Genomic DNA, 23,255 nt, shown 5'->3' with positions numbered 1-23,255 from the left:
ACCAAGGCTGTTGTCCACGAAGCAGTTGTCCGTCGATGCTTCGGCTTAAAGCCTCGGCCAACAACTAAGAACCCGCTGGAGCAACAGCAGAGTGGGGCTGAACCGGCATAGCTTTCGAGAGGTCCGGCGCGATCCGTATCAATTCGGAAAGCGAGGGCTTTTGCCCATATGATCCCTTATGAATCAATTTGGACGGCACACGGGTTGCTGCCGTCAACGCTTGTGACAAAGGCATACCCAGCTTTGTTGTAAGGTTTCGAATGGCCGTGGTCAGGTCCAGATCGGCTCCAGCCAAAGTGCCGTCTTGCAATGTCAGCTTGCCCTTTTCGCGCCGGATAAGCCGCCCTTCCAGGTAAAACTCTTTCAGATCCGTTCCGGCCACTGCCATCGCATCGCTCACCAGAAAAATCTCTCCTGGCCCGCGTTTGGCCTTAAAAGCGGCTCGCATCGTTTCCGGATGCACATGTACAGCATCCGCAATCAACCCGGCAGACAGGTTCCCAGTCGAAAGCACTGCGCCCACCAAACCGGGTTCGCGGCTGCCAAACTGGCTCATTGCGTTGAACAGATGCGTTGCGCAACTTGCGCCGGCTTTCGCGTAAGCCACACATGTGTCGTACGGGGCGTCGGTGTGACCCAGCGAGACGATAACCCCTGCCTTGGTCAAAGCTTCGACCTGATCAATCGCGACATTTTCAGGAGCCAATGTGACCATCAGCGCAGGTAAGTCGCGGGCAGCTGTCAACAATTGGTCCAGATCGGCACTCTCCATCGGGCGGATTAGTGCGCCATCATGGGCACCCTTGCGGCGTATTGACAAATGCGGGCCTTCCAAGTGCAGCCCAGCGATGCCCGGAACCCGGCTGCGTACAGCTTGTATCGCGGCTCGAATGGCAGCTGTGGTTTTTTCCGGCGTGCCTGTGATCAGGGTCGGCAGAATAGAAACCGTACCCAACCCGCGATGCGCCCGAGCGATCCGCCGCAACGTCTCGACCGATGGGTCGTCGTTGAACATCACGCCGCCGCCGCCATTCACCTGTAGATCCACATAACCGGGGCTAAGAATGTCACCGGCCAGATCCTCGGTCCGGGTTTCCGATGGCAGATCATCTGTAGGTACGATCGCGTCAAGCGTTCCATCTACAAACCGGGCGGCGTGGTTTGAAAACAGCGTCCTTCCGTCAAAGATCGGTCCGCCCACAAAGGTGATGATCGAGCCACTCATACCGTTTCAGTCACTTTCCGAAGATGGCGAGGTGTGTCGGGATTGATACCACGGCGGGTGGCAACGATTTCAACCATACTATAAAAAGATGCGATAGAGGCGACAGGATCGGTCATCCAATGCGCGGTCCGAACATGTGGCAGCGACACCGCATCCTTCACGCGATCCGTTGTTGCAAATACCTTTGCGCCCTTGGCTGCCAAAGCATCGGCAACTTCGGCTAAATTGTCCTCAGCTGCGTCGCCGGATGAAAAGGCAAGCACCGGAAAGCCTTGATCCACAATGGAAACCGGGCCGTGAAGCACCTCTGCAGAGGAGTAGCTTTCGGCATGGATCTGGCAGGTTTCCTTGAATTTCAACGCAGCTTCGTTCGAGATCGCCCAAGTCGTTCCGCGCCCCAAAGTGAACAGCGATTGACCATTGATCGCGTCGATCACCGTTCCCCAATCACAGGTTATGGCTCGTTCCAGGTCTTTTGGCAGATTTCGGATCGCGGACAACAATGCGGCGTCGTCCTTAATCTCAGCCAGCAACCAAAGCCCGGCAACCAGTGAAGTCACAAATGTTTTGGTCGCGGCAACGCTCAGTTCCGGCCCTGCATGAATGTGCAACGCGGCTGAAGCAACATTCGCCAAGGCCGAGCCGGTGTCGTTGGTGATTGCAACCGAATAGGCACCGCCCTGGGTCAGTGATTGTGTAAGGCGTACGATGTCGGGGCTCTGACCGGATTGGGAAACCGAGACACACAGCGCATCGGGACAGCGCATATCCACACCGTAGATCGATTTGACGCTTGGACCCACCGAGGCCATAGGTAGGCCCAGCAGCAGTTCAGAAGTGTATTTCAGAAAACTGCAGGCATGATCGGACGAACCGCGCGCGACGGAAATCAAAAAGCGCGGATCGCGCGACCGCACTTCAAGTGCGGCTGCTTTGATCGCCTCGGAACCGTCAGTCAGCAGACGGTCAACGGCGGTGGGAATTTCGTTGATTTCCTGTCGCATGAGTGTGAGTTGGTTGGACATCAGGTCCGGCCTTTCAGTTTGACAAGCGCAGTTCGGCCACGAAGTCGTAGGCATCGCCGCGATAAATGGATCGGGTAAGTTCTGCGACACGCCCGCTTTCCAGATATGACGTGCGCTGGATGCGTAGCCCGGCGGTTCCTTCGGCAACGTCCAGCAAACGCGCTTCGGCTGCTTCAAGATTGATGGCCGAGATCTTTTGGATCGCACGCACCGGGCGATGGCCCGATCGTTCCAGAACGGCATAAAGCGACCCGGTCACCTCGGTCGGATTGGGCAGGATATCCAAAGGAAGCGCCGCGCGCTCCAGAGCCATCGGGCGTCCTCCGGCGGCTCGAAGACGGTGAATTCGCGCAACTTGATCATTGGCCGATAGACCCAGTGCCAGCATCTCGTCCGGTGCTGGCAGGAAAATTCCGCGTTCCAGCCAGGTTGAGGTCGTCTCAAAACCACGCCGCTCCATGTCCTCGGTAAATGAAGTCAGGTGTGACAAAGACTGCTCGACCCGGGCGACTGGTTCACGCACGAATGAGCCTGAACCCTGCCGCTGTTCTATCGTCCCTTTGCGCACCAGTTCCTGAATGGCCTTGCGCACAGTGACACGCGACAGGTCGGTCAACTCTGCAATCTCACGTTCGGGCGGCAGAGAGCTGTTGGGCGGCAGGATACCTTCTTCGATGCCTTGCTCAAGCCGCTGGCGCAGCTGCACATAACGTGGCCCGGCGGTCTGCCCCAGCCATCCCTCGGGCCTTAGGAAATCAACAACGCTCATGTTCGATCTCCTCTTTGAAAGCCTGCGCCAAAGCGATCGCGCCTGACAGTGGATCACCTGATGGCTGCACCAAGGCTTGCTGCATGTCCTCAGGCAGAAACGTGGAATAGTACGGGCCAATTCCGCCCGTCAGGCAAATTGCAGCACCAGGGCTCCAACCCATCTTCACAAGCCTATCCGCCAGATAGTCGGCGCCCGCCTGCATAATCGATTGTGCACCTGTATCCCCCTGCCCTGCAAACTGCGTGACGACAGGTGCCAAAGCGCCAAACTCAGTGGGTGTCATCATAGATGCGGCTTTTACGACACCAGAGGTCCCATTGAATTGGCGCAGCAAGTGTTCGGACATTTCAGACGCCGCACGCATGCCATCAGCGCACTCCAACACCTCCGACAAAACGCGCTTGCCGACCCACTGGGCCGAGGCTTGGTCACCCAAGACCGGCCCCCATCCTCCGACAAAGGCGGTCGCTCCACTTCGCTGCGCAGCTATAAAAGATCCGGTGCCACAATGCGCGACAAACCCGTCACGCGGCCCCAGCGCGCCACGCAGAGCAGATGGGCGATCATCTTCTATGCGCACGCGCGCAAATGGCAGGGCTGCGGCCAAACGGTCAGCAATGGCTTGTCCGGTGACGCCCGCCAAGCCCACGTATGCTGGCGCTCGTGCAATCTCTGCAAGTTCAATACCAGCCTGTTTGCAAAGGACAGCCAGTCCACTCACAAGCTCCGCACAGGACGTTTCGAAATCGGTCGATACGTTTGCCGATCCAACCTCAACCCGCCAAGTTTGAACGCCATCGAACAGGGCCAGGCGGCACCGCGTGCCACCACCATCTATTGCCAGAATCAGATTGTCAGAGCCGCTAGTCATGAAGAGACCTTTATAATACCTTTTTTAAATTTAGAAGGCCAAAACGTGACCTGATATCGAAAAATTAGTATTTTCTAATGCCGTAAACAAAGTGGTAGACTAATGGTATCTAAAAGGTATGATGCCGATAGACCGGGGGAGAATCACTTGAACACGCCTGTGACAGAGCAGTTGCACCCAAACGCGATCGGGCTGGACGCGCGACCGCTGTCGGATGTCGCCGCCCTTCTTGCACAGTCGCAAGCAAAGGCTGCATCGGCGCCGCTGGACACAGTTGACCCGATCTGCGAAGGGGCTGTGACCATGGCCGCAACGATCCGGGCAGAAGGCGTTCTGCGTTATCTAGCTGCTGGCTCTTCCGGGTTGATGGCTGCGGCAGACGCGCTTGAACTTGGGGGCACTTTTTCAATCCCGGCACATCAGGTTCGCATCCACATGGCGGGTGGCTTACCTTCCAACGCGGAAATGCCTGGCGACGTCGAAGATATCTCGACCACTCTCACAGATGAACTTGCCGACCTGACCGTCCGGGATACTCTGATCGCTGTATCGGCAAGCGGAACAACACCATACACGGTCGCGGCAGCGCGTATCGCACGCGATAAGGGCGCCAAAGTTATAGGTATCGCCAACAACGCAGGCACCGAGCTGTTGCAATTGGCACATCACGCGATCCTTCTGCCTACACCACCCGAACTGGTTTCCGGCTCAACCCGAATGGGCGCGGGAACGGCGCAAAAAATAGCGTTGAACATGTTATCGACTCTGATGGCCATGGAGTTGGGGCATATTCAGGACGGCATGATGATCAACCTGCGTGCCGACAATGACAAACTGCGCGCCCGCGCCAATGGAATCGTGCGTCAGCTGACAGGTGTTACCTCGGAACAAGCCGCATCGGCGCTGACCGCCGCTGACGGCAACCTCAAAATCGGCGCGCTTGTTGCAGCTGGAGCCAGGTCTGCCGAGGCTGCACACGCGTTGCTGAATGAAGAAAACGGCCATCTGCGTCGCGCAATGAATCGACTGAAACACAAAAACGATAACATCAACCTGGGAGAAACCAAATGAAACGCAAAGTTTTAAGCTTGGCACTAATGACCACAGCGCTGGTCACAAGCGCCTATGCGCAAGAGGCTACGCTGACAATCGAAAGCTGGCGCAACGACGACCTGGCCCTTTGGCAGGAAAAGATCATTCCAGCGTTCGAAGCAGAGCACCCGGGGATCAAGGTTATCTTCTCACCCTCCGCGCCTGCCGAGTACAACGCGGTTCTGAACTCGAAACTTGAGGCCGGATCGGCCGGCGACCTGATCACCTGCCGCCCGTTTGATGCTTCGCTGGCGCTGTACGAAAGCGGGCATCTCACCGACCTGTCCGACCTCGAGGCCATGGGCAATTTCTCAGATGTTGCGAAATCCGCATGGCAGACCGATGACGCATCCGCCAGCTTCTGCGTGCCGATGGCGTCGGTGATCCACGGCTTCATTTACAACAAAGACGCCTTCAACGAGTTGGGCCTTGAAGTCCCCACCACAGAGGCCGAGTTCTTTGCTGCTTTGGACAAGATCAAGGAAGACGGCACCTATATCCCGATGGCGATGGGCACCAACGACCAGTGGGAAGCCGCGACGATGGGCTACAACAACATCGGCCCGAACTATTGGAAAGGTGAGGAAGGCCGTCAGGCGCTGATCAAAGGCGAGCAGAAACTGACCGACCCGCAATGGGTTGCACCCTATGCAACACTTGCTAAATGGGCGGACTATCTGGGGGACGGTTATGAGGCACAGACCTATCCTGACAGTCAGAACCTGTTCACCCTCGGTCGCGCCGCGATTTATCCGGCAGGCAGTTGGGAAATCGCTGGCTTTAACACGCAGGCCGATTTCGAAATGGGTGCCTTCAAGCCTCCGGTCCAGAATGCAGGTGACACCTGCTATATCTCGGACCACACCGATATTGGCATCGGCCTGAATGCCGCCAGTGAAAACCAAGAGGCCGCGCGGACATTCCTGTCCTGGGTCGCCAGCCCGGAATTCGCCAGCATCTTTGGCAACGCGGTTCCTGGGTTCTTCCCCTTATCCAACACTCCGGTCGAACTGGAAGACCCGTTGGCAAAAGAAATCGTGGGCTGGCGAGATGAGTGCGAAAGCACGATCCGTTCGACCTACCAGATCCTGTCGCGCGGCACACCGAATCTAGAAAATGAAACCTGGGGCGCATCTGTTGCTGCTATAAAAGGCACCGAAACCCCCGAGGCTCTGGGCCAGCAACTGCAGGACGGTCTGGCCAGTTGGTACGCGCCGCATCAGTAAAACCTGACAGCTAACCATCACCGGACGCGGGATTTCGCGTCCGGTCCTTTTCCCGGAGACCAACATGCAGACCCGCCGCATACGCTGGCATATCGTCGTTTTCCTTGCCCCTGCGGTTCTGGTCTACACGGGGGTGATGATCTTCCCTTTGTTCAACACGCTCCGCCTCGCACTGTTCACCGAGGTCGATCAGACGCGCGTTTATGTGGGCATACAGAATTTCCGCACGCTGTTTTTCGACCCTATCTGGTCCGAACAGTTTTGGAACGCGTTGGGAAATAACTTCTGGTTTTTCCTGATCCACATGCTCGTGCAGAACCCCATCGGCATCGCCTTGGCAGCAATCTTGTCACATCCGCGTCTGAGGTTCGCCGCGCTTTACCGTTCGGCCATTTTCATCCCCACGATCCTAAGCTTTGTGATCGTTGGGTTTGCCTGGAAACTGATCTTGTCACCACTCTGGGGCATTGCTCCGTCGATGCTGGACGCCATTGGTTTGAAATCACTGTTTGCACCGTGGCTGGGTAAAGAAGAATACGCACTGACAACGCTGGCGCTGGTGTCGGTCTGGCAGTTCGTCGGCATCCCGATGATGTTGATCTATGCCGCCTTGCTGTCGATCCCGGAAGAAATCCTAGAGGCCGGAGAGATTGACGGGATTACCGGAGCTTCCGCGTTCTGGAAAATCAAACTGCCGCTGATCCTGCCGTCTATCGGAATCATTTCAATCCTGACATTTGTAGGTAACTTCAACGCGTTCGACCTGATTTATGTCTCTCAGGGGGCACTGGCAGGGCCGGATTTCTCAACCGACATCCTTGGTACATTCATGTACCGCACTTTCTTTGGCTTCCAATTGCAACTGGGTGATCCGCATATGGGATCCGCTATCGCAGGGGCCATGTTCGCGATCATCCTCGTGGGGGTCTGCATCTACCTATTCGGCATCCAGACCCGGATGCGCAGGTACCAGTTGTGAGGGCATGGCCATGAACAAAGCACGCCAAAACCCGCTGAACACAGCCGCCATGCATGGGGCGCTGATCCTTTACACGCTGATCGCCCTGTTCCCGGTCTTCGTCATCATCATCAACAGCTTTAAAACCCGCCGCGCCATCTTCCGTGAACCGCTTGCCCTACCCGATTCCGAAAGCTTTTCGCTGATCGGGTACCAGACGGTGATGAAACAAGGGGATTTCTTCCTCTATTTCCAGAATTCGATGATCGTTACGGTGGTATCGCTGACATTCATCCTGCTTTTTGGTGCCATGGCGGCCTTTGCCCTCAGTGAATACCGGTTCAAGGGCAACCTGCTAATGGGTCTCTATCTGGCGCTTGGGATCATGATTCCGATCCGTATCGGTACCGTCGCGATCCTCGAGATGATGGTGGCCACCGGGCTTGTCAACACGCTTTGGGCCTTGATCCTTGTCTACACGGCACAAGGATTGCCGTTGGCGGTGTTTATCCTGTCCGAGTTCATGCGACAGGTCTCGGACGACCTGAAAGATGCGGGCCGTGTCGACGGATTGTCTGAATACACAATCTTTTTCCGTCTTGTCCTTCCGCTAGTGCGCCCGGCAATGGCGACAGTGGCTGTGTTCAACATGATACCGATCTGGAATGATCTGTGGTTCCCGCTGATCCTCGCCCCCGCTGAAGAGACCAAGACCCTGACGCTGGGCAGTCAGGTCTTCATCGGTCAATTCGTCACCGATTGGAATGCGGTTCTTTCTGCCCTGTCGATGGCGATCCTGCCGGTGCTGGTGCTCTACGTCATCTTCTCACGCCAACTGATCCGCGGCATCACTTCAGGAGCTGTCAAATGACCCGAGTTCTGATTGCAGGCCTTGGCAATATGGGCCTAAACCACGCGCTGGCCCATCACCAGCATCCGGACGCGCAAATCGTGGGGCTGGTGAACAGGTCCGGTCATGTGGAGCATCCCGAGTTGGGTCATTATCCCGCCTATTCGGATTTCCACTCTGCGTTGACCGAAACAAATCCGGATTTGGTGGTTGTCGCCACCTATTCCGACAGCCATGCCTATTATGCCTGCGCCGCAATGGAAGCCGGCGCGCATGTCTTCGTTGAAAAACCACTGGCCACCACAGTGGCCGATGCCAAACGCGTTGTCGAAAAGGCCACCCAAACCAACCGCAAACTGGTGATCGGCTACATTCTGCGCCATCACCCGTCGTGGATGCGCCTGATTTCCGAGGCGCGTGACCTTGGCGGGCCATATGTGTTTCGCCTGAACCTCAACCAGCAAAGCAGCGGGGCCGAGTGGGAAACGCATAAGGCGCTGATGCAGACCACCTCTCCTATCGTCGATTGCGGCGTGCACTACGTCGACGTGATGTGCCAGATCACGGACTCAGACCCGGTGCGCGTACATGGCATGGGGCTGCGCCTGAGCGATGAGATCGCTAAAGACATGTACAATTACGGACAGTTTCAGGTGGTCTTTGAGGACGGCTCGGTCGGTTGGTACGAGGCCGGTTGGGGCCCGATGATGTCTGAGACCGCGTTTTTCGTGAAAGACATCGTCTCGCCCAACGGGTCGGTTTCGATCACCGATGGCAACGAGGGCGCATCCTCAGATATCGACGGCCACACCAAGGTCGGCGGCATTCTGGTCCACCGCCCCGAGGGGGACAGTCAGATCGACATGCCCGATGAACCCGGCCATCAGGAGCTTTGCGACGCAGAGCAGGCCTATATGCTGCGCGCCATTGTCGAGGATATCGATCTGACCCGCCACATGAACGACGCCGTGCAATCGCTGGCCATCTGTCTGGCAGCAGACGAAAGCATCCGTACTGGCCAACCCATTTCGCTGAAAGAGGCACACCAATGACCGCCCTGACGCTTACGAACGTGAACAAGTCCTTTGGCAATGTCGAGGTTCTCAAGGACATCAATATCGAAGTGGAAGACGGCGAGTTCGTCGTCTTCGTCGGCCCCTCGGGCTGCGGCAAGTCCACCCTATTGCGCGTGATCGCAGGTCTGGAAGATGTTACATCGGGCGAAGTGCGCATTGGCGGCGAGCTGATGAACCTCACACCGCCCTCCAAACGCGGTATCGCGATGGTGTTCCAGAGCTATGCGCTCTACCCGCATCTGAATGTGCGAAAGAACATGTCACTGGCGCTGAAACAGGAAGGCCAAACTAAGCAGGTCATTGATGAACGTGTCGCCAAGGCGAGCAAGATGTTGAACCTTGAACCTTACATCGACCGCTACCCGTCCGAGCTGTCCGGCGGTCAGCGTCAGCGTGTTGCCATCGGTCGCGCGATTGTTCGCGAACCCAAACTGTTCCTGTTTGACGAACCTCTATCAAATCTGGACGCGGCTTTGCGTATGAACACGCGGCTTGAGATCGCGAATTTGCACCAGCAGCTGGACGCTTCGATGATTTATGTAACCCATGATCAGACCGAAGCGATGACTTTGGCAGACAAGATCGTCGTGCTACGCGATGGGCGCGTTGAGCAGGTCGGCAGCCCGATGGAGCTGTACAACAATCCTGCCAATCAGTTTGTCGCCGGTTTCCTTGGCGCACCGTCAATGAATTTCTTCCCCGCCAGCGTGGTTGGCGACAGCGCGGACATCACAATGGGCGTCCGCCCCGAGGATCTCTTTCTGGCCGATGACGGTCCGCTTGCCGCAAAAGTGACCCATGTCGAGCATCTGGGCGGAGACACGAATGTGATCGCGATGATGCAAGGCCATCAGGTCACAGCCCGCCTTTTTGGCCAGCATCACGTGGACACGGGCCAAGAGATACAGATTGGCTATACGCCAGATCGCAGCTATCGCTTCGACACACATGGCGCGCGGCTGGCCTGAGCCGCTACTGAATTCCGCTCACCGCAACAGCTTATCAAGCTTCGCGCCTGGTTCAGGAAAAACGATCAGGTGAAAAAGCCTTTACATCGACATGAAGTCTCCGCCCAGCCGTGTTATCTGCCACCAACCGGGCGGTGGTGGCAGCCAAAGTCAGCCCAAGCTGACCATGCCCGGTGGCGAATTGGACGTTGTCCAGACGATGACTGCGCCCGATGATCGGTCGCGTGTCCGGAGTGAAGGGGCGATAGCCGACGCGACGCTCGGCAACGTCCGTCTTCAGGCCGGGCAAGACCCGATGCGCCCGTCGCACAAGCACATCCGCCCGGTTCCAGTTTGGTGCTGCGTCCAAACTGGCGAACTCGATTGTACCCGCGACAGCCAGAGCTCCGTCATACGGCGTAACGCCGAACCCGCCTTTAGGGTAGAAAATCGTGTGTTTCAGCTCCACACCCGGATCTGACAATGCCGTTGAATACCCTGCCACACCCTCCAGTCGAATTGGTACGCCAAGATCTTTCGCCAAGCCTTTGGATCGTGCACCCGCAGCCAAGACAAATTGATCTGCAAAAAACTCAGTTCCGTCGGTCAGTTTAACCGATTGCACCTTTCGGCCTTCGCGGTCGAACCCTACGGCCCCTACCCGTTTTACAGTTCCGCCTCGTTTCAAAAATGTCTGGTGCAAGGCTTCGACCAGGCGTTTAGGGTCCGTCACATAACTCCAGTCCCGCAACACCGCCGCATATTTGAAATCGGGCGCTATCGCTGGGTCAAGCTCGTGTGCATCATGGCCCGAGATTTCATCAATGGTGCAGCCAAGTTCGCGCGCCAGATCAAAAGCCGCCCCCATGGTCGCCTTGTCGGCATCATCGTCGAACAGCTTGATGACGGGTCGCTCTATCAGCATTTCAGGTTCGCCGATGTCCTGCAATTGCGCCTTGAAATCCGCGGTGGCCGAGAATGTCAGCCGCGCGAGATCAGAGGCAATGGCACGCATTTTTGATGGGCGGGCGTTGGCGGTGAACCGTGAGAACCACGGCAATAACTTCAACGCTGAACTTGGACGCAACGACAAGGGCGCTTCGCTGTCCAGCAACCACCCAGGTACTTTCAGCATCATTCCGGGTTGCGATAGAGGAACAATTTCCCCCACCGCAATACAGCCGCACGACGCCCAACTGGCCCCCTCACCAACGGTGTTGGGTTCCATAACCGTGACCTGGTGCCCCTCTGACTGAAGCGCCAGAGCACAGGAAATGCCGACGATACCGCCGCCGACAACCGCAACTTCTGACATTTAAAGGCTTTCCTGCTGAATTTCATGCAGCTGTGACAGCAACTCTACGCTGACAACCACGCCTTTTTCCTGCGCAGCGGCGCGATTTTTCAACCGTCCGTCACCTGGAACGCGAGCCGTGCCGTTGCCGTCGATTTCGGCACATATGCGTTTGACGTAGTCGTCAAAACCCGGGTTCCCAAAGCGCGTGGGATCAATCGCGATCAGAGTGGAGCCGCCTTTGATGTTCAAAGCGCCGTGCTCCACACGTTTGGCATTGTCTACTGACAGGGTGCCACCGGCCAGCGCCGCGCCTAAAACTTCGATCAGAAAGGCAATCGCGGCCCCTTTATGCTCGCCAAAGGGCAACAGGCTGCGGGTCTCGAGAATGGCATTCGGATCGGCCGTAGGTTGGCCATCCGGCGCCAAACCCGCCGGGCGGGGCAGATCGTGCCCTTCGGCCGCCGCCATGCGAATATCCATAAGCGCAACCATCGAAGACGCCTGATCCCAAACAATCGGCTCAGCCCCTTCACGCGGGCACGCAAATGACATCGGATTGGTCCCGAAAACCGGGCGCACTCCGCCTTGTGGCACCACCGTTGACAATGAGTTCACAACGCCCAGCGCCACCAGACCCGCTTCGGCCAGAGGTTCGGTGTCAAAACGCAGCGCAGCCAGGTGATGGCAATTGGCACAAGTGAAAGCGGCAATGCCGTTTTCTCGGGCCATGGCAATCAACTCGTCCCGCGCCATCCCCGCTGCGAGTTGATAGTACCCGTTGTCGCCATCCCCGCGCAAAACACCGGGCGCAATACGCTCAACCTTGGGCGACGCCGCCGGATTGGCATAGCCAGAAGTAAAACTTTGAACATAAACCGGTAGCATGCGCAACCCATGACTGCGGGGACCGTCCCGTTCGGATCGGGTGACGATATCCGCCAGAACGGTGCTGCCTTGCGCATCCATACCCGCTGCCACAAGGATCGATCTGGCCAATTCCCTGACCTCTTCGAGTGAGAGCGTCTTCGTCGAGATTTCCGTCATTGGGGTGATCCTGTCCTTGTGTGGTTCAACGGGGCGCGTCAGCGCCCACGTCAGGGTTAACTGCTGTATTCCCGGCGCTTTTTGGCAACAAACTCGTCCAGCGCACCGCGTTGATCGTCAGGCATCGGAGGCTGCACATAGTTGTCCAGCATACGCCGCGCGGCTTCATTGCCAACAACCTCTGCCGTCTTCGAACCTTCGGCTTCCCACTGTTCAAAACTGTCGTTGTTTTGCAAGTGATTCATATGCATCGGGTTTTCACGCGTGTGGTCCGTACCCAGGAAATGCCCTCCGGGGCCGATCCGGGCGATGTCGTCTAGCAACAGATCCAGGTTTTCCTCTTGAAGCCCACTGAAAAAGCGATGGAAATTCTCAAGCTGCATGGTGTCCTGCACCCATTTCGAGTAGCTGACCCCCAACGCCCCTTCCAGAAAACCGGCAGAGTGCACAATGTAATTCGCCCCGCCAAGCAGCACGGGCCACATCGTGTTGGCCGTGTCAAAGCCGGCCTGCATGTCGGGTGACTTTGACCCGGTCCACATGGTGCAAGTCCGCCAGGGCACCTGATAGAACCGCGCCATCTGACCCACCAACAGGTTCATCAGACCCGGCTCCGGCGACCCCATCATCGGCGCGCCGGTTTTCATCGACACACCCATGATTGCCACGCCCAGAACCATCGGCGCGCCGCGTCGGATGATCTGGCTATAGGCCATGCCCGCCAAGGATTCCGCAATCAGCAATGCCACACCACCCTGCGGGCTGGCCGGCGTTGAAGCCCCCGCCAAAACGAAAGGCGACAGCAGGCAAGGCTGGTTGGCCGCAGCATAAACGCGCAAGCTTTCCAGCATGGTCTCATCCCAGACCAGCGGCGTGTTGCAGTTCAGCAGCGCAGCCATCACTACGTTATTGTCTACAAACTCTGCGCCAAACACGATCCGGGTCATGTCCACCGAGTCACGTGCTGCCTGCTCTGACAATACCGAACCTTTGATCGGCTTGTCCGTCAGCGTCAACGCCGCATGCACAAGCTCAAGATGGCGCTGCGGAACCGGAACATCCTGCGGTTCCACCGGCAGAATACCCGGAACCATCATCGACTGGCTCATCTGGCTCAACTTGAAGAAGTTTTGCGCATCCTCCAACTGCGAGGGGCGGCGCACGCCGTCAAGATCATAGACAAAAGGTGCGCCATAGGCGTTCGCGAAGACCGAGTGTTCGTTACCCACACGCAAAGACCGCTCTGGGTTGCGTGCCGCATAAGCCCATTCTGAAGGTACTGACGAGATCAGGTCCATCAGCATGTCGCGCCCGATCCGGACGCGCTCGCCCTGCACATCTGCGCCGTATTTTTTCCAGTCCGCCAAAGCCACCGGATCGCGAAATTCAATGCCGGTGGTTTCCAGAATGGTCATTGCGGCATTGTGAATACGCTCGACCCCCTCGGGGCCAAGCAGATCGATCGGCCCAATCTTGCGGTTCAGGGTCGGTAAATAGACCGGGGGTGGGTTGGTGCGGGCCTGAACGCGTGCCGCGCGCCCACCGCCACGGCTGGACCGTCCTCTTGCTTGTGCCATTTCAGCTCTCCTTCTCAGGCCCGGGCGCGTGCGCTGGTCGGGTCAACAGCGCAGATGTCGATCACCTCGGCATCACGCATTTCATTGTGGATCAGCACCTGCATTGTCGTACCCGGTGCGGTCATGCCCTGTGGCACCAGGGCCATCGCGATGTCGTGGTTGCAGTAGTAGGAAAATCCACCCGACGTGACGCGCCCGATCAGCTTGCCATCGGCATAGACGCCTTCGTCAAACATGACTGAGGTATCGCAGAACGGCAGTTTCAGAGTCACCAGCGTGTTGTAACCACCCTCTGCCTTTTGCTTTTGCAACGCAGCCTTGCCGATGAATTCCCGCTCGACCACCTCGCCATTGACTTTCTCGGTCATGGCGACAAAGCGGCCCAGATCAGCTTCGTAGGGTGTCATATCCTTGCAAATCTCGCGGTTGATCGCCCGATAGGATTTCTCAAGCCGCATCGACTCCAAGGCTTCCAGGCCAAAGGGCTTCACCCCAGCCTTGAGAAGCAGATCGACCAAATGGCGGTTATATCCGACCGGGTGGTGCAGCTCCCATCCCAGCTCGCCGGTATACGAGACGCGCAGCAGATTAACACCTTTGGCATAGCCCACCTCACCCATCTGCGCAGACAGCCACGGGAAAGCTTCGTTCGACAGGTCGTTGTCCGTCAGCGGTTGCAGGATCTCACGAGCTTTCGGACCGGCCAAAGCAATAACGCCCAGCTGTTCCGAGATATCCTCCATCATGACCGAGCCATCCTTGGGCAGCAGGCGCTGCAACTGATCCCAGTTGTACGCTCGCCAGTTAGGGGTCGAGATCAGATAGAAATCATCCTCGGCATATCGAACGATGGTGTATTCCGCATCCATACCGCCCTTGTCGTTCAACATCAGCGACAGGGTCATGCGGCCAATCTTCGGCAATTTGTTGGCCATCAGACTGTCCAGCCATTTTGCGGCACCGGGGCCGCGCACGGTGAACTTGGTCATCGGCGACATTTCGATGAACCCGGCCTCTTCGCGGGTCGTACGCACCTCGGCCTGTACCAGTTCCATATGGTTGGTGCGCCGGAAAGAGTGCTCGGGGATCGCCTCCTCGGGGGATTTGGCAAACCACCGGGGGAACTCGTATCCGTTGAAGCTGGTCCACACCGCGCCGTGCGCGGTTAGCAGATCATAAGACCCCATGGTTTTCATCGGGCGCGCGTCCGGGAAGTCCTCTCCTGGAACATGCGCGTCCATATGGGTGCCCCAGGTCTCGCGCACCTTGTCCATGGTCCAGCGTTTCGAAGCGTAGTCGGAAAAACGGCGTGGGTCGAGTTCGGACATGTCCATACCCGGATCGCCATTTACAATCCATTGCGCCAGGCGACTGCCGACTGTCCCGCCCCACAAAATACCTCCCGGCATCCCTTCGGCCAGCCACAGGTTTTCATGCCCGGGGGCAGGGCCCGCCAAAGGCAATTCGTCCGGTGTCATCTGGAACGGGCCGCGTGTGTTGGCCTTGATACCAACCTCGCCCAAAGTCGGCACACGCTCGATGGCACGCTCCCATTGGGTTTCCACCGCGTCGAAATCCTCAGGCAGCAGATCGGCGCCGAAGTCGGGCGGCACACGGTCTTCGGCAAACAGCTTGAGGTCTTTGGTGAATTCGTAGGGTCCAAACTGAATGCCCCCCACATCCTCGCGCAGATATGCACCATAATCCTCGTCGCGCAGGATCGGGAATTCCGGCAGCCCCTGTGCACGACGCTCCTTCAGCAGCGGCACGGTCTCGGTGGTCCAGTATTGGTGTACGATTGGAATACATGGCAGATCCAGCCCCACCCGCCGCGCGTTTTCGCGCGCGTAGTTGCCAGTGGCAAAGATCAGATGCTTACAGGTGATCTCACCCTTGTCGGTGGTCACTTTCCAAAGCCCGTTCCCCAACTTTTCGTAAGACTGCGCTTCGGTGTTCTGATAAACTTTCGCCCCTGCATCACGCGCCAGTTTTGCCATCGCCATGGTGATGTCAGCGGGGTTCACATAGCCGTCTTCGGTATGCAGGATACCGCCCCGGATGTGTTCAGACTGATTCAGCAACGGATGAACCTCGGCCACCTCTTCCGGAGTCAACAGCTTACACGGCACACCAGCGGCCTCGGCGATCGAGATATAAGACTGGAACTCGTCCCAGCGCTTTTCGGTGTTTGCAACGCGCAGCTGACCGACTTTCCGCAACCCGACCGAGCTGCCCATCTTTTCCTCGACCTCGGTATAGATGCGGATGGTTTCCATCGTCATCTTCGACACATTGTGCGAGCGCACGAAAGTCACTAGCAGACCGGCCGCGTGCCAGGTCGAGCCCGAGGTCAATGTCGTCCGTTCCAGCATTACGGCATCGGTGCACCCATGTTCGGTCAGGCCGTACAGGATCGAGGCTCCGACACACCCGCCCCCGACAACAACCACTTCTGCATGTGACTGCATTTGAATTCTCCTCTTCCGTTACGCGCCAAATCCCGGCCAACGTTGTCCCGCCGGGCGGGTACTCGGTTTGACCGGGACACTGTGCAACACGTGCTTCTTTGGCCAAATCATCGCGTTCATGGGCGAGGATGGCAATTGTAAAAATTTTCACTCTGGGCAAATTCAGCTAATGCGAATAATCCTATGACGAGGAAAATAACTTAAAACTGCAAGATACAGGTCAGATCACCTTGCCCATTGGCCCATACGAACTGCCGCCGCTCAGCTCACTGATCAGTTTTGAGGCCGCGGCACGCCATGTCAGCTTTAAACAGGCCGCGACTGAGTTGAACGTAACGCCCGCCGCCATCAGCCATCAGGTCAAAGCGCTGGAGGTCGAACTCAATTGCGCTTTGTTTCACCGCCACCATCGAGGGGTCGAGTTGACCGAAAGCGGAGCCTATCTGCTGGTAGCGCTGCAACGCGGTTTCGAAGGCATCAGCGAGGCGCTCAAGCAGCTGCGCTCACAATACGATCGCTCCGGTGTCACGATCCGATCCAGCACGGCCGTCAGTTCGCTATGGCTGACACCGCGACTGGCGCAATTCTGGAAAAGCTACGGGCATATCTCGGTTACTCAGGTTGTCACCGATCTGGGGTATGACACACAAAAGTGCGACATCAGTATCCGTTACGGCGATGCCTCTCGGGAACGCGGTACAAGTCAGGTGCTGTTTCGGGACCGGATCATGGCTTTGGCGAGCCCTCAGTTCGTCCGGCAGCACAAAATCGACCAGTTGCAGGACCTGTCCAAAGTCCCGCTTATACATCTGGACGCACCTGGCACCGATTGGACAGGTTGGCAGGAATGGGCTGCCGGCCTTGGGTATTCAGGGTCGCTTAAATCGGGGCACAGGGTGAACAACTACACCATTGCCCTGCAAGCTGCACAGGATGACATGGGTGCCGTGCTGGGGTGGGAAGGCCTGACCGCAGGCTTGATCACATCCGGCAAGTTGACCAAGCTTTTACCGCAGACACTGTCAGCCCCGCTTGATTTCTACGTGGTGCTACACAACACCTCATCGGATCGCGCCGCCTTGGTTTTCAACTGGTTGGTCGAGGACTCCGTTAGTAGATCAAATTTCAACGAATGTTGATGCTTTGGCCCCACCAGGCCCGCCAGAGGGCGGTTACCGCCGGATCTGCGAACCGCAATCAGCAATAGACCAAGTCAGGGGCACCAGAGGCGAAACCGCAAGGCGATCCAACTTCTTGTTTTTGCACACGGCCATGAGAAAAACCAAGTCGGCTGTCGTGAAATGGGTTGCTGAGTTTTCCGTTGGCCAAAGATCATCGAATTGCTGCGAAAAATGGTAACAAAACTTGTATACTTTCGAAACAATAGGCCACTTTTTTCAAACATGCCGGAAAGACCGATATGCCCCGCCAATCAGCCGCCAAAGATCTCAGTCTCAAATGGTTGGAACTTTTCCAGATTTGCGCACACCAGGGATCGCTTCAGGCAACCGCAAAACAAACGGGATTGACCATCAGCACGGTCTCGCATCACCTGCGCAATCTCGAAGATCATCTGGGGGTCGAGCTCTTCAACCACTCTCGCAGGCCCATGGTTCTGACACCTAAAGGAGAGGTGTTTCTGCGCAATATTGACGAAGCCCTGTTCGCCATTCGCAAGGCCAAGGCCGAGGCGTCTGCCGGAAGCATAGCCGAGGCAAGTTTGCTGCGGGTTGGGTCAATTGAAGATTTCGACAGCGACATCATGCCCGAACTGGCCGTTTTCCTGTCGCAGTACATGCCAAGTTGCAATTTCATGTATCAAACGGACTCGAGTCACACGATCATAGAAATGCTGCGCAACAGGCACCTTGATCTGGGGATCACGACATCTCCGACTGAACGTGCGCGTGACCTGCAGGAGCGGCCTCTGCTGCGCGATCCGTTTGTTGTGGTCTTACCACGAACGTGCGAGGACCCAGTGGAAGACATCGTGGACGGCCGCAGTACCCTGCCTTTTCTGAAATTCTCAAGCAACCTGATCATTGCCCGGCAAATTGAGTCGCAGATGCGCCGCCTCGGTCTGTCTTCTGTTTCGAACTTCGAATGCAGCAACAATCAAACACTGATGGCAATGGTCGCGGCGGGTGCCGGATGGACCATTACGACGCCTTTGTTGTTTTCCCGCGCCAAACGGTTTCAAAATAGCCTAAGCATGCATCGTTTTCCCGGTAAGAGTTTCGCGCGCACATTGGCCATCGTCGCAACACCGGATTGTTCCAGATCGCTGCTTGAACTGGTCGACCAGAAGATGCGCAATCTGATCACCGAGCACGCTATCTCTCATCAAACCCAGAGCAAGCCCTGGCTGGCCGAAAGCTTCCGACTTCTCAGCTGACTGAATTGCTCATTGTCAGATAATGCCCAAGTGCTACGGGTGCAAAATATTGAACCGATCGCGAATTTCACGCTCTTGCTCGGGTGTCAGATAGTGTGGGTTGTGTACCGTCAGGATTTCCCGCGCTCGGATCCGGGCACGTGCCCATGCATCCTGAGCCCCGTTTTCTGCCCATGTGCGCGGCTCATCACGGTCGGCAAGTGACGGATAGAAATAGTCCCGCTCCATCGCAGCATAGGTGTGTTGACCGCCTAGAAAATGGCCATCGCCCAGAACCGCATCGCAGATCGCATCGAACCCAAGGTTTTCATCACTCACCTCGATCCCCCGCAATGCGCGGTACGTGTTCGAGTGCATTTCGTCATCCAGAACAAACGCTTCGAAACTGGCCCCCAATAATGAGGCGGTCATGCCTGAGCTTTCATAAATCAGATTGCCTCCGGCCAAGGCAGCCGCCATCGAGGTCAGGCCTTTCTCCATACCATACTGGGCATCAATGGCCTTAGCATCGGTCATCGAACACGCAATGCCCGAGGGCAGGCCCAGCCAATTCGACAACTGAGCTGATGCGGCATTCAGCACCGCCGTTTCGCCACTGCCGCCTGAGAATGCGCCAGTGCGCAGGTCGATGACCAGCGGCCAGTTGGAGAATACCATTGGAAATCCTGGCCGGATTGCATGCACCATAAGCAGGCTGGCCAGCGTCTCTGCAAGCGATTGCGCCAGGAACCCGGCCAGCGTGGCTGGTGCAGTCGCCCCCGCCTGTGCCGCGGTAATACAAGAAATCGGGATATTGTGTCGAATGCATTCATAAACCACATCCACCGCATCCTCACCGTAGCGCATGGGTGAGATCATCGGGCTGATATGTGCCTTCATAAATGGTCGCTTGGAAAACTCGCCCGGGCCGCCAGCTGCAATGTCCAGCATCTCGACAATTGGGGCCACATACTCGGCCAGCGTGAACGATGTTGCCGTTGGTTTGGTTGTGTTCTTGATCAACGCAAATGCGGTGTTGACGTCCAGATCGAAATTTTCGGGCACATCAGTGGCAACACAACATCGCGTGTACCAACTGACATTGGCAAGCGTGTCCTGAAGCCGGGTAAAGTTGTGCAAGTCGTTCAGAGTTGAAGGCCGATAAGTACCGCTGTCCAAGTCCAGTGTCTGCACAGCGGCTCCACCTGTACCGAAATAGACCTTGTTACCGCCGACCTCAATTGACCGCGCAGGATCCCTGCCATGAAGCGTAAAAGTCTTGGCCGCTTGGTCGATGGCTTCATTCACCAAAGCCGGTGGAAACAACACGCGCCCTTCGCCATTGTCGATCGCACCCACCGCCAGAAGATCAGCGTGCAGGCGCTCAGGCACCTCGCCCAAACCGAGCTTTTCCAGAAGATCCAAAGCTGTGTCGAAAATCCGGTGAAGGTCTGTGTCACTCAGCGGCTTGTAGACGCCGCCGATTTGTCCCGGCGGACAAGGATCAATCGCGGGCTTTGACGCACGTTGAGCCATCCGCTCGCGTCGACCCCCTCGCTTTACGCGATGCCCTGCCATGCTTGCTCCTTCGACCGTGTTTTAAGCGGGAAAGAAGAGGCTTAAACTTCGACAATTCAACAACCTTGCACTTAATGCGAAACAATCGAAGTTAAAGTTCGATATGTTATGAAAAAAACTGCGCCATATTGCGACTTGCACCAATATACGGGCCTATCTCCGCAAACGATTTGTCGGAGGCACGCGTCACATGAAATCCCGTACCAAGGTTGTTGTCATTGGGGGTGGCATTGCGGGCTGTTCCACGCTTTACCATCTGACCCAGGAAGGCTGGAGCGACGTCGTTCTGGTCGAGCGCAACGAGCTGACTAGTGGCACAACCTGGCATTCAGCGGCGCAGGTGACCAACTTTGGTATGAACCAAACCATGGTCGGCCTGAAAACGCATTCGATTAATCTGTACAAGAATCTGTCTGAAAACCCGGAATACCCAATCAACTATCACCACGCCGATGGCGGTATCCGGTTGGCTAATACCGAAGCGCAAATGCAGGGCTATCGCCATTTTGCGTCAATGGCGCGGGGCATGGGGGTGGAATTCGAGGTTATCGACGCCGAAGAATGCGCCCGCCGTCATCCTCTGATCTCAACCACCAACCTGCTTGGTGGACTATGGGATCCGCTGGACGGCGATATTGATCCTGCGCAACTATGTCAGGCTCTGGCCTATCACGCGCGCAAAGCGGGGGCTGAAGTCTATCGCAATACACCTGTAACCGCCCTGTCTCAGCACAAAGACGACACTTGGACCGTTCACACTGAACAAGGCGACATCGACTGCGACATCGTCGTCAATGCTTGTGGTTACCGTGTCAACGAAGTGGGTGCGATGATGGGTGTCCATCACCCCGTCGCCTCGATGGAGCATCAGTACTTCCTGACCGAAGACATCCCCGGCATTGCAGAGGCCGGACACCGGATGCCGCTGCTACGATGCCCAATCAGCGACTACTACAGCCGTCAGGAAAAAGGCGGACTGCTGGTGGGATTTTATGAACAGGACTGCAAGCCCTGGGGCATGGACGGTATCGATCCAAACTTTGTTAATGCGCTCTGCCCGGATGATCTGGATCGGGTCATGGATGTGCTGGAAGGCGCGTTCGAGCGGATGCCCGCCTTGCGTGAAACAGGCATTCGATCGGTCGTGAACGGCCCAATCACCTATACAATCGACGGTGCACCGTTGGTTGGGCCGATACCGAGCAAGCGCAATGCTTTCTGCATTATCGGCTTGCGTGCCGGTCTTGGCGAAGGCGGCGGGCACGGTTGGCTGCTGGCGCAACAAATCGTGCATGGCGAGGCGTGTTACGACACCTGGTGTCTCGATCCGCGCCGCTTCACCGGACATGCCAATGTAGAACTGACCTCGCTTAAGGCCATCGAGGACTATCAGAATGAATTCCGTTTCCATTTCCCACACGAACACCGACCCGCAGGTCGCCCCGCCAAAACGACGCCGCTGACGCCAATTCTGGCAGCGGAAGGCGCCGAGTTTACTGTGGTGAACGGATGGGAACGGGTGGATTACATCAAACCGTCGCCCGATTTTCATCCCAGCCTCACCTTCAATTTTGACGAAGCCTTCAACGTCGTTGCAAGCGAAGTTAAGAACGTGCAGGAGAATGTCGGCCTGTGCGAAGTGAATGGATTTAACCGGCTGGAAATCACCGGGCCTGATCGCCATTCATTTCTTGACCGGTTGTTCTGTGGCAACGTCACCAGGCGTTCAGGCCGTGTCGGTCTGGGCTATCTTTTGAACCATCAGGGCATGATCAAGGGCGAGGCCACAATCGCCAACATTCCAGCCAGCGATCGTGGGCCAGACCGCGTCTGGTATGGATCGGCAGCTGCAAGTGAATACCACGATATGGATTGGCTGTCCCAGCATCTGCGCGCGTACGAGGATGTGCAAATCCGGTCGATGACCAATGACCAGACGATCCTTGTTCTGGCAGGCCCCAACGCGCGTAACGTCCTGTCCGCCTGCGCGCGTGGAGATTGGTCGAAAGAGGCCTTCCCGTGGCTCTCGGTTCGCGAAACCTTCATTGGCTTTGCCCCGGCCACCGTCATGGGCATCAGCTTTTCGGGCGAGCACGCTTATGAAATCCACGTCCCAAATGCCTCGCTTTATGCCGCTTATCTTACACTACGTTCAGCCGGTGAGAGGCATGGTTTGAAACTGTTCGGCGCGCGTGCGGTTGAATCTATGCGTATGGAGAAAGGTTTTTTGCACTGGAAAGCCGATCTGCTGACCGAGTTCGACCCGTTTGAGACAGCGCTGGATCGCTTTGTCAATTTGGACAAAGGCCAGTTTGTTGGCAAAGACGCGCTGCTGAAACGCAAGGCCAGCGGCCCAAAAAGATCGTTGGTGACGCTGAAGATCGACGCCATACACGCCCCGGCCCACGGCGGCGCATCGCTGATGGAGGGCGACACAGTTGTTGGCACCATCACATCCGGAGATTGGGGTCATCGCGTCGGGATGAACCTGGCTTACGCCTTCGTAACCCCCGAGTTGACCAGTCCAGGCACCACAATGAACTTGGACATGTGCGGAGATATGGTCGCGGCAGAAGTTATACCTTTTTCACCCTATGATCCGGATTTCTCGCTCATGCGCAGTTGAGGATGTTTAAAGCCTTCTTCGCGTCTTCTTTCTTGCCATAGCAGGTCCTGTTCCGGCTGAGGTGCAAGCCCAGCAAACCCCTGAAACCGTGGAAAGCCTGCGGCAAGTGCCTGCCTGCCCCCCCTTAAAAACCAAAGAGGTCGAAAACCACTCAAACTATTCAACGGCAAGTAAACAAGTTGGCATATCCTGCTCAACCGTCTGGAAACCGAAGGGGGCAGACACTAAGCTGAATTTGACCCTTTGGCA

At 56.8% G+C, this 23,255-nt stretch carries 18 protein-coding genes; 9 read left to right on the top strand and 9 right to left on the bottom strand.

Annotated elements, in window-relative coordinates; all coding sequences use genetic code 11:
• Positions 1 to 64: 64 nt before the first annotated feature.
• Genes nagA through GS632_RS18470 form a run of 4 tightly spaced genes read right to left on the bottom strand, consistent with a single transcriptional unit; the run spans position 65 to position 3,893 of the window.
• Complete coding sequence (nagA, locus tag GS632_RS18485; protein WP_171180635.1) at positions 65 to 1,225, bottom strand: N-acetylglucosamine-6-phosphate deacetylase; 1,161 nt, start codon at positions 1,223 to 1,225, stop codon at positions 65 to 67.
• Positions 1,222 to 2,250, bottom strand: coding sequence for an SIS domain-containing protein (locus tag GS632_RS18480; protein ID WP_171236644.1), 1,029 nt, complete (start codon positions 2,248 to 2,250; stop codon positions 1,222 to 1,224). The genes nagA and GS632_RS18480 overlap by 4 nt, the downstream gene beginning before the upstream one ends.
• Before the next feature lie 13 nt (positions 2,251 to 2,263).
• Complete coding sequence (locus GS632_RS18475; RefSeq protein WP_171180631.1) at positions 2,264 to 3,019, bottom strand: GntR family transcriptional regulator; 756 nt, start codon at positions 3,017 to 3,019, stop codon at positions 2,264 to 2,266.
• On the bottom strand, positions 3,006 to 3,893 hold the full coding sequence (locus GS632_RS18470) for a BadF/BadG/BcrA/BcrD ATPase family protein (RefSeq protein WP_171180629.1): 888 nt from the start codon (positions 3,891 to 3,893) through the stop codon (positions 3,006 to 3,008). Before GS632_RS18470 ends, GS632_RS18475 begins: the two co-directional genes overlap by 14 nt.
• Before the next feature lie 147 nt (positions 3,894 to 4,040).
• On the opposite strand from GS632_RS18470, the gene GS632_RS18465 reads away from it, so the two are divergent.
• The 6 genes from GS632_RS18465 (at position 4,041) to GS632_RS18440 (ending at position 10,063) form a co-directional block, all read left to right on the top strand.
• Positions 4,041 to 4,964 carry an N-acetylmuramic acid 6-phosphate etherase gene (locus GS632_RS18465; RefSeq protein ID WP_245223248.1) on the top strand — a complete coding sequence of 308 codons (924 nt, stop codon included), beginning with the start codon at positions 4,041 to 4,043 and terminating at the stop codon, positions 4,962 to 4,964.
• Positions 4,961 to 6,211 (top strand): ABC transporter substrate-binding protein, encoded by a 1,251-nt coding sequence (locus GS632_RS18460; RefSeq protein ID WP_171238737.1) that lies wholly within the window; start codon positions 4,961 to 4,963, stop codon positions 6,209 to 6,211. Before GS632_RS18465 ends, GS632_RS18460 begins: the two co-directional genes overlap by 4 nt.
• A 64-nt stretch (positions 6,212 to 6,275) precedes the next feature.
• Positions 6,276 to 7,190 (top strand): carbohydrate ABC transporter permease, encoded by a 915-nt coding sequence (locus tag GS632_RS18455; protein WP_171180623.1) that lies wholly within the window; start codon positions 6,276 to 6,278, stop codon positions 7,188 to 7,190.
• 10 nt (positions 7,191 to 7,200) lie between these two features.
• On the top strand, positions 7,201 to 8,040 hold the full coding sequence (locus GS632_RS18450) for a carbohydrate ABC transporter permease (RefSeq protein ID WP_171180621.1): 840 nt from the start codon (positions 7,201 to 7,203) through the stop codon (positions 8,038 to 8,040).
• Complete coding sequence (locus tag GS632_RS18445; protein WP_171722241.1) at positions 8,037 to 9,071, top strand: Gfo/Idh/MocA family protein; 1,035 nt, start codon at positions 8,037 to 8,039, stop codon at positions 9,069 to 9,071. Before GS632_RS18450 ends, GS632_RS18445 begins: the two co-directional genes overlap by 4 nt.
• Complete coding sequence (locus GS632_RS18440) at positions 9,068 to 10,063, top strand: ABC transporter ATP-binding protein (protein ID WP_171180617.1); 996 nt, start codon at positions 9,068 to 9,070, stop codon at positions 10,061 to 10,063. Before GS632_RS18445 ends, GS632_RS18440 begins: the two co-directional genes overlap by 4 nt.
• Before the next feature lie 52 nt (positions 10,064 to 10,115).
• Here GS632_RS18440 and GS632_RS18435 read toward each other — a convergent pair whose 3' ends face one another.
• The 4 genes from GS632_RS18435 to GS632_RS18420 are packed head-to-tail and all read right to left on the bottom strand — an operon-like array spanning position 10,116 to position 16,428.
• Positions 10,116 to 11,357 carry an FAD-binding oxidoreductase gene (locus tag GS632_RS18435; protein ID WP_171180614.1) on the bottom strand — a complete coding sequence of 414 codons (1,242 nt, stop codon included), beginning with the start codon at positions 11,355 to 11,357 and terminating at the stop codon, positions 10,116 to 10,118.
• A complete protein-coding gene (locus GS632_RS18430) occupies positions 11,358 to 12,383 on the bottom strand; it encodes an Ldh family oxidoreductase (RefSeq protein WP_171180612.1) in 1,026 nt (341 codons plus the stop codon).
• Positions 12,384 to 12,439: 56 nt separating this feature from the next.
• Positions 12,440 to 13,960: a trimethylamine methyltransferase family protein gene (locus tag GS632_RS18425; RefSeq protein ID WP_171180609.1), complete on the bottom strand. Its 1,521-nt coding sequence runs from the start codon at positions 13,958 to 13,960 to the stop codon at positions 12,440 to 12,442.
• Positions 13,961 to 13,974: 14 nt separating this feature from the next.
• Positions 13,975 to 16,428 (bottom strand): FAD-dependent oxidoreductase, encoded by a 2,454-nt coding sequence (locus GS632_RS18420; protein ID WP_171722240.1) that lies wholly within the window; start codon positions 16,426 to 16,428, stop codon positions 13,975 to 13,977.
• Between the two features lie 230 nt (positions 16,429 to 16,658).
• On the opposite strand from GS632_RS18420, the gene GS632_RS18415 reads away from it, so the two are divergent.
• Entirely contained in the window at positions 16,659 to 17,567 is a 909-nt protein-coding gene (locus GS632_RS18415; RefSeq protein ID WP_171180605.1) for a LysR family transcriptional regulator, read from the top strand.
• A 281-nt stretch (positions 17,568 to 17,848) separates the two neighbouring features.
• Positions 17,849 to 18,823: a LysR family transcriptional regulator gene (locus tag GS632_RS18410; protein ID WP_171180603.1), complete on the top strand. Its 975-nt coding sequence runs from the start codon at positions 17,849 to 17,851 to the stop codon at positions 18,821 to 18,823.
• 33 nt (positions 18,824 to 18,856) lie between these two features.
• Here the strand turns inward: GS632_RS18410 and GS632_RS18405 are convergent, their stop codons facing one another.
• Positions 18,857 to 20,380, bottom strand: a complete 1,524-nt coding sequence (locus GS632_RS18405; RefSeq protein WP_171180601.1) for a trimethylamine methyltransferase family protein — start codon at positions 20,378 to 20,380, stop codon at positions 18,857 to 18,859.
• A 190-nt stretch (positions 20,381 to 20,570) separates the two neighbouring features.
• Between GS632_RS18405 and GS632_RS18400 the strand changes: the two genes are divergently transcribed.
• Entirely contained in the window at positions 20,571 to 23,006 is a 2,436-nt protein-coding gene (locus GS632_RS18400; protein WP_171722239.1) for an FAD-dependent oxidoreductase, read from the top strand.
• Positions 23,007 to 23,255: the final 249 nt, after the last annotated feature.

The sequence above is a fragment of the Ruegeria sp. HKCCD7296 genome, from assembly GCF_013110775.1.
Classification (GTDB): Bacteria; Pseudomonadota; Alphaproteobacteria; order Rhodobacterales; family Rhodobacteraceae; genus Ruegeria.
This window is presented reverse-complemented; position numbering and strand designations above follow the sequence as displayed.

Coding starts and splice junctions, on each gene's coding strand:
- nagA (WP_171180635.1), bottom strand. CDS start 1,225: ATGAGTGGCTCGATCATCACCTTTGTGGGCGGACCGATCTTTGACGGA.
- GS632_RS18480 (WP_171236644.1), bottom strand. CDS start 2,250: ATGTCCAACCAACTCACACTCATGCGACAGGAAATCAACGAAATTCCC.
- GS632_RS18475 (WP_171180631.1), bottom strand. CDS start 3,019: ATGAGCGTTGTTGATTTCCTAAGGCCCGAGGGATGGCTGGGGCAGACC.
- GS632_RS18470 (WP_171180629.1), bottom strand. CDS start 3,893: ATGACTAGCGGCTCTGACAATCTGATTCTGGCAATAGATGGTGGTGGC.
- GS632_RS18460 (WP_171238737.1), top strand. CDS start 4,961: ATGAAACGCAAAGTTTTAAGCTTGGCACTAATGACCACAGCGCTGGTC.
- GS632_RS18455 (WP_171180623.1), top strand. CDS start 6,276: ATGCAGACCCGCCGCATACGCTGGCATATCGTCGTTTTCCTTGCCCCT.
- GS632_RS18450 (WP_171180621.1), top strand. CDS start 7,201: ATGAACAAAGCACGCCAAAACCCGCTGAACACAGCCGCCATGCATGGG.
- GS632_RS18445 (WP_171722241.1), top strand. CDS start 8,037: ATGACCCGAGTTCTGATTGCAGGCCTTGGCAATATGGGCCTAAACCAC.
- GS632_RS18440 (WP_171180617.1), top strand. CDS start 9,068: ATGACCGCCCTGACGCTTACGAACGTGAACAAGTCCTTTGGCAATGTC.
- GS632_RS18435 (WP_171180614.1), bottom strand. CDS start 11,357: ATGTCAGAAGTTGCGGTTGTCGGCGGCGGTATCGTCGGCATTTCCTGT.
- GS632_RS18430 (WP_171180612.1), bottom strand. CDS start 12,383: ATGACGGAAATCTCGACGAAGACGCTCTCACTCGAAGAGGTCAGGGAA.
- GS632_RS18425 (WP_171180609.1), bottom strand. CDS start 13,960: ATGGCACAAGCAAGAGGACGGTCCAGCCGTGGCGGTGGGCGCGCGGCA.
- GS632_RS18420 (WP_171722240.1), bottom strand. CDS start 16,428: ATGCAGTCACATGCAGAAGTGGTTGTTGTCGGGGGCGGGTGTGTCGGA.
- GS632_RS18410 (WP_171180603.1), top strand. CDS start 17,849: ATGCCCCGCCAATCAGCCGCCAAAGATCTCAGTCTCAAATGGTTGGAA.
- GS632_RS18405 (WP_171180601.1), bottom strand. CDS start 20,380: ATGGCAGGGCATCGCGTAAAGCGAGGGGGTCGACGCGAGCGGATGGCT.
- GS632_RS18400 (WP_171722239.1), top strand. CDS start 20,571: ATGAAATCCCGTACCAAGGTTGTTGTCATTGGGGGTGGCATTGCGGGC.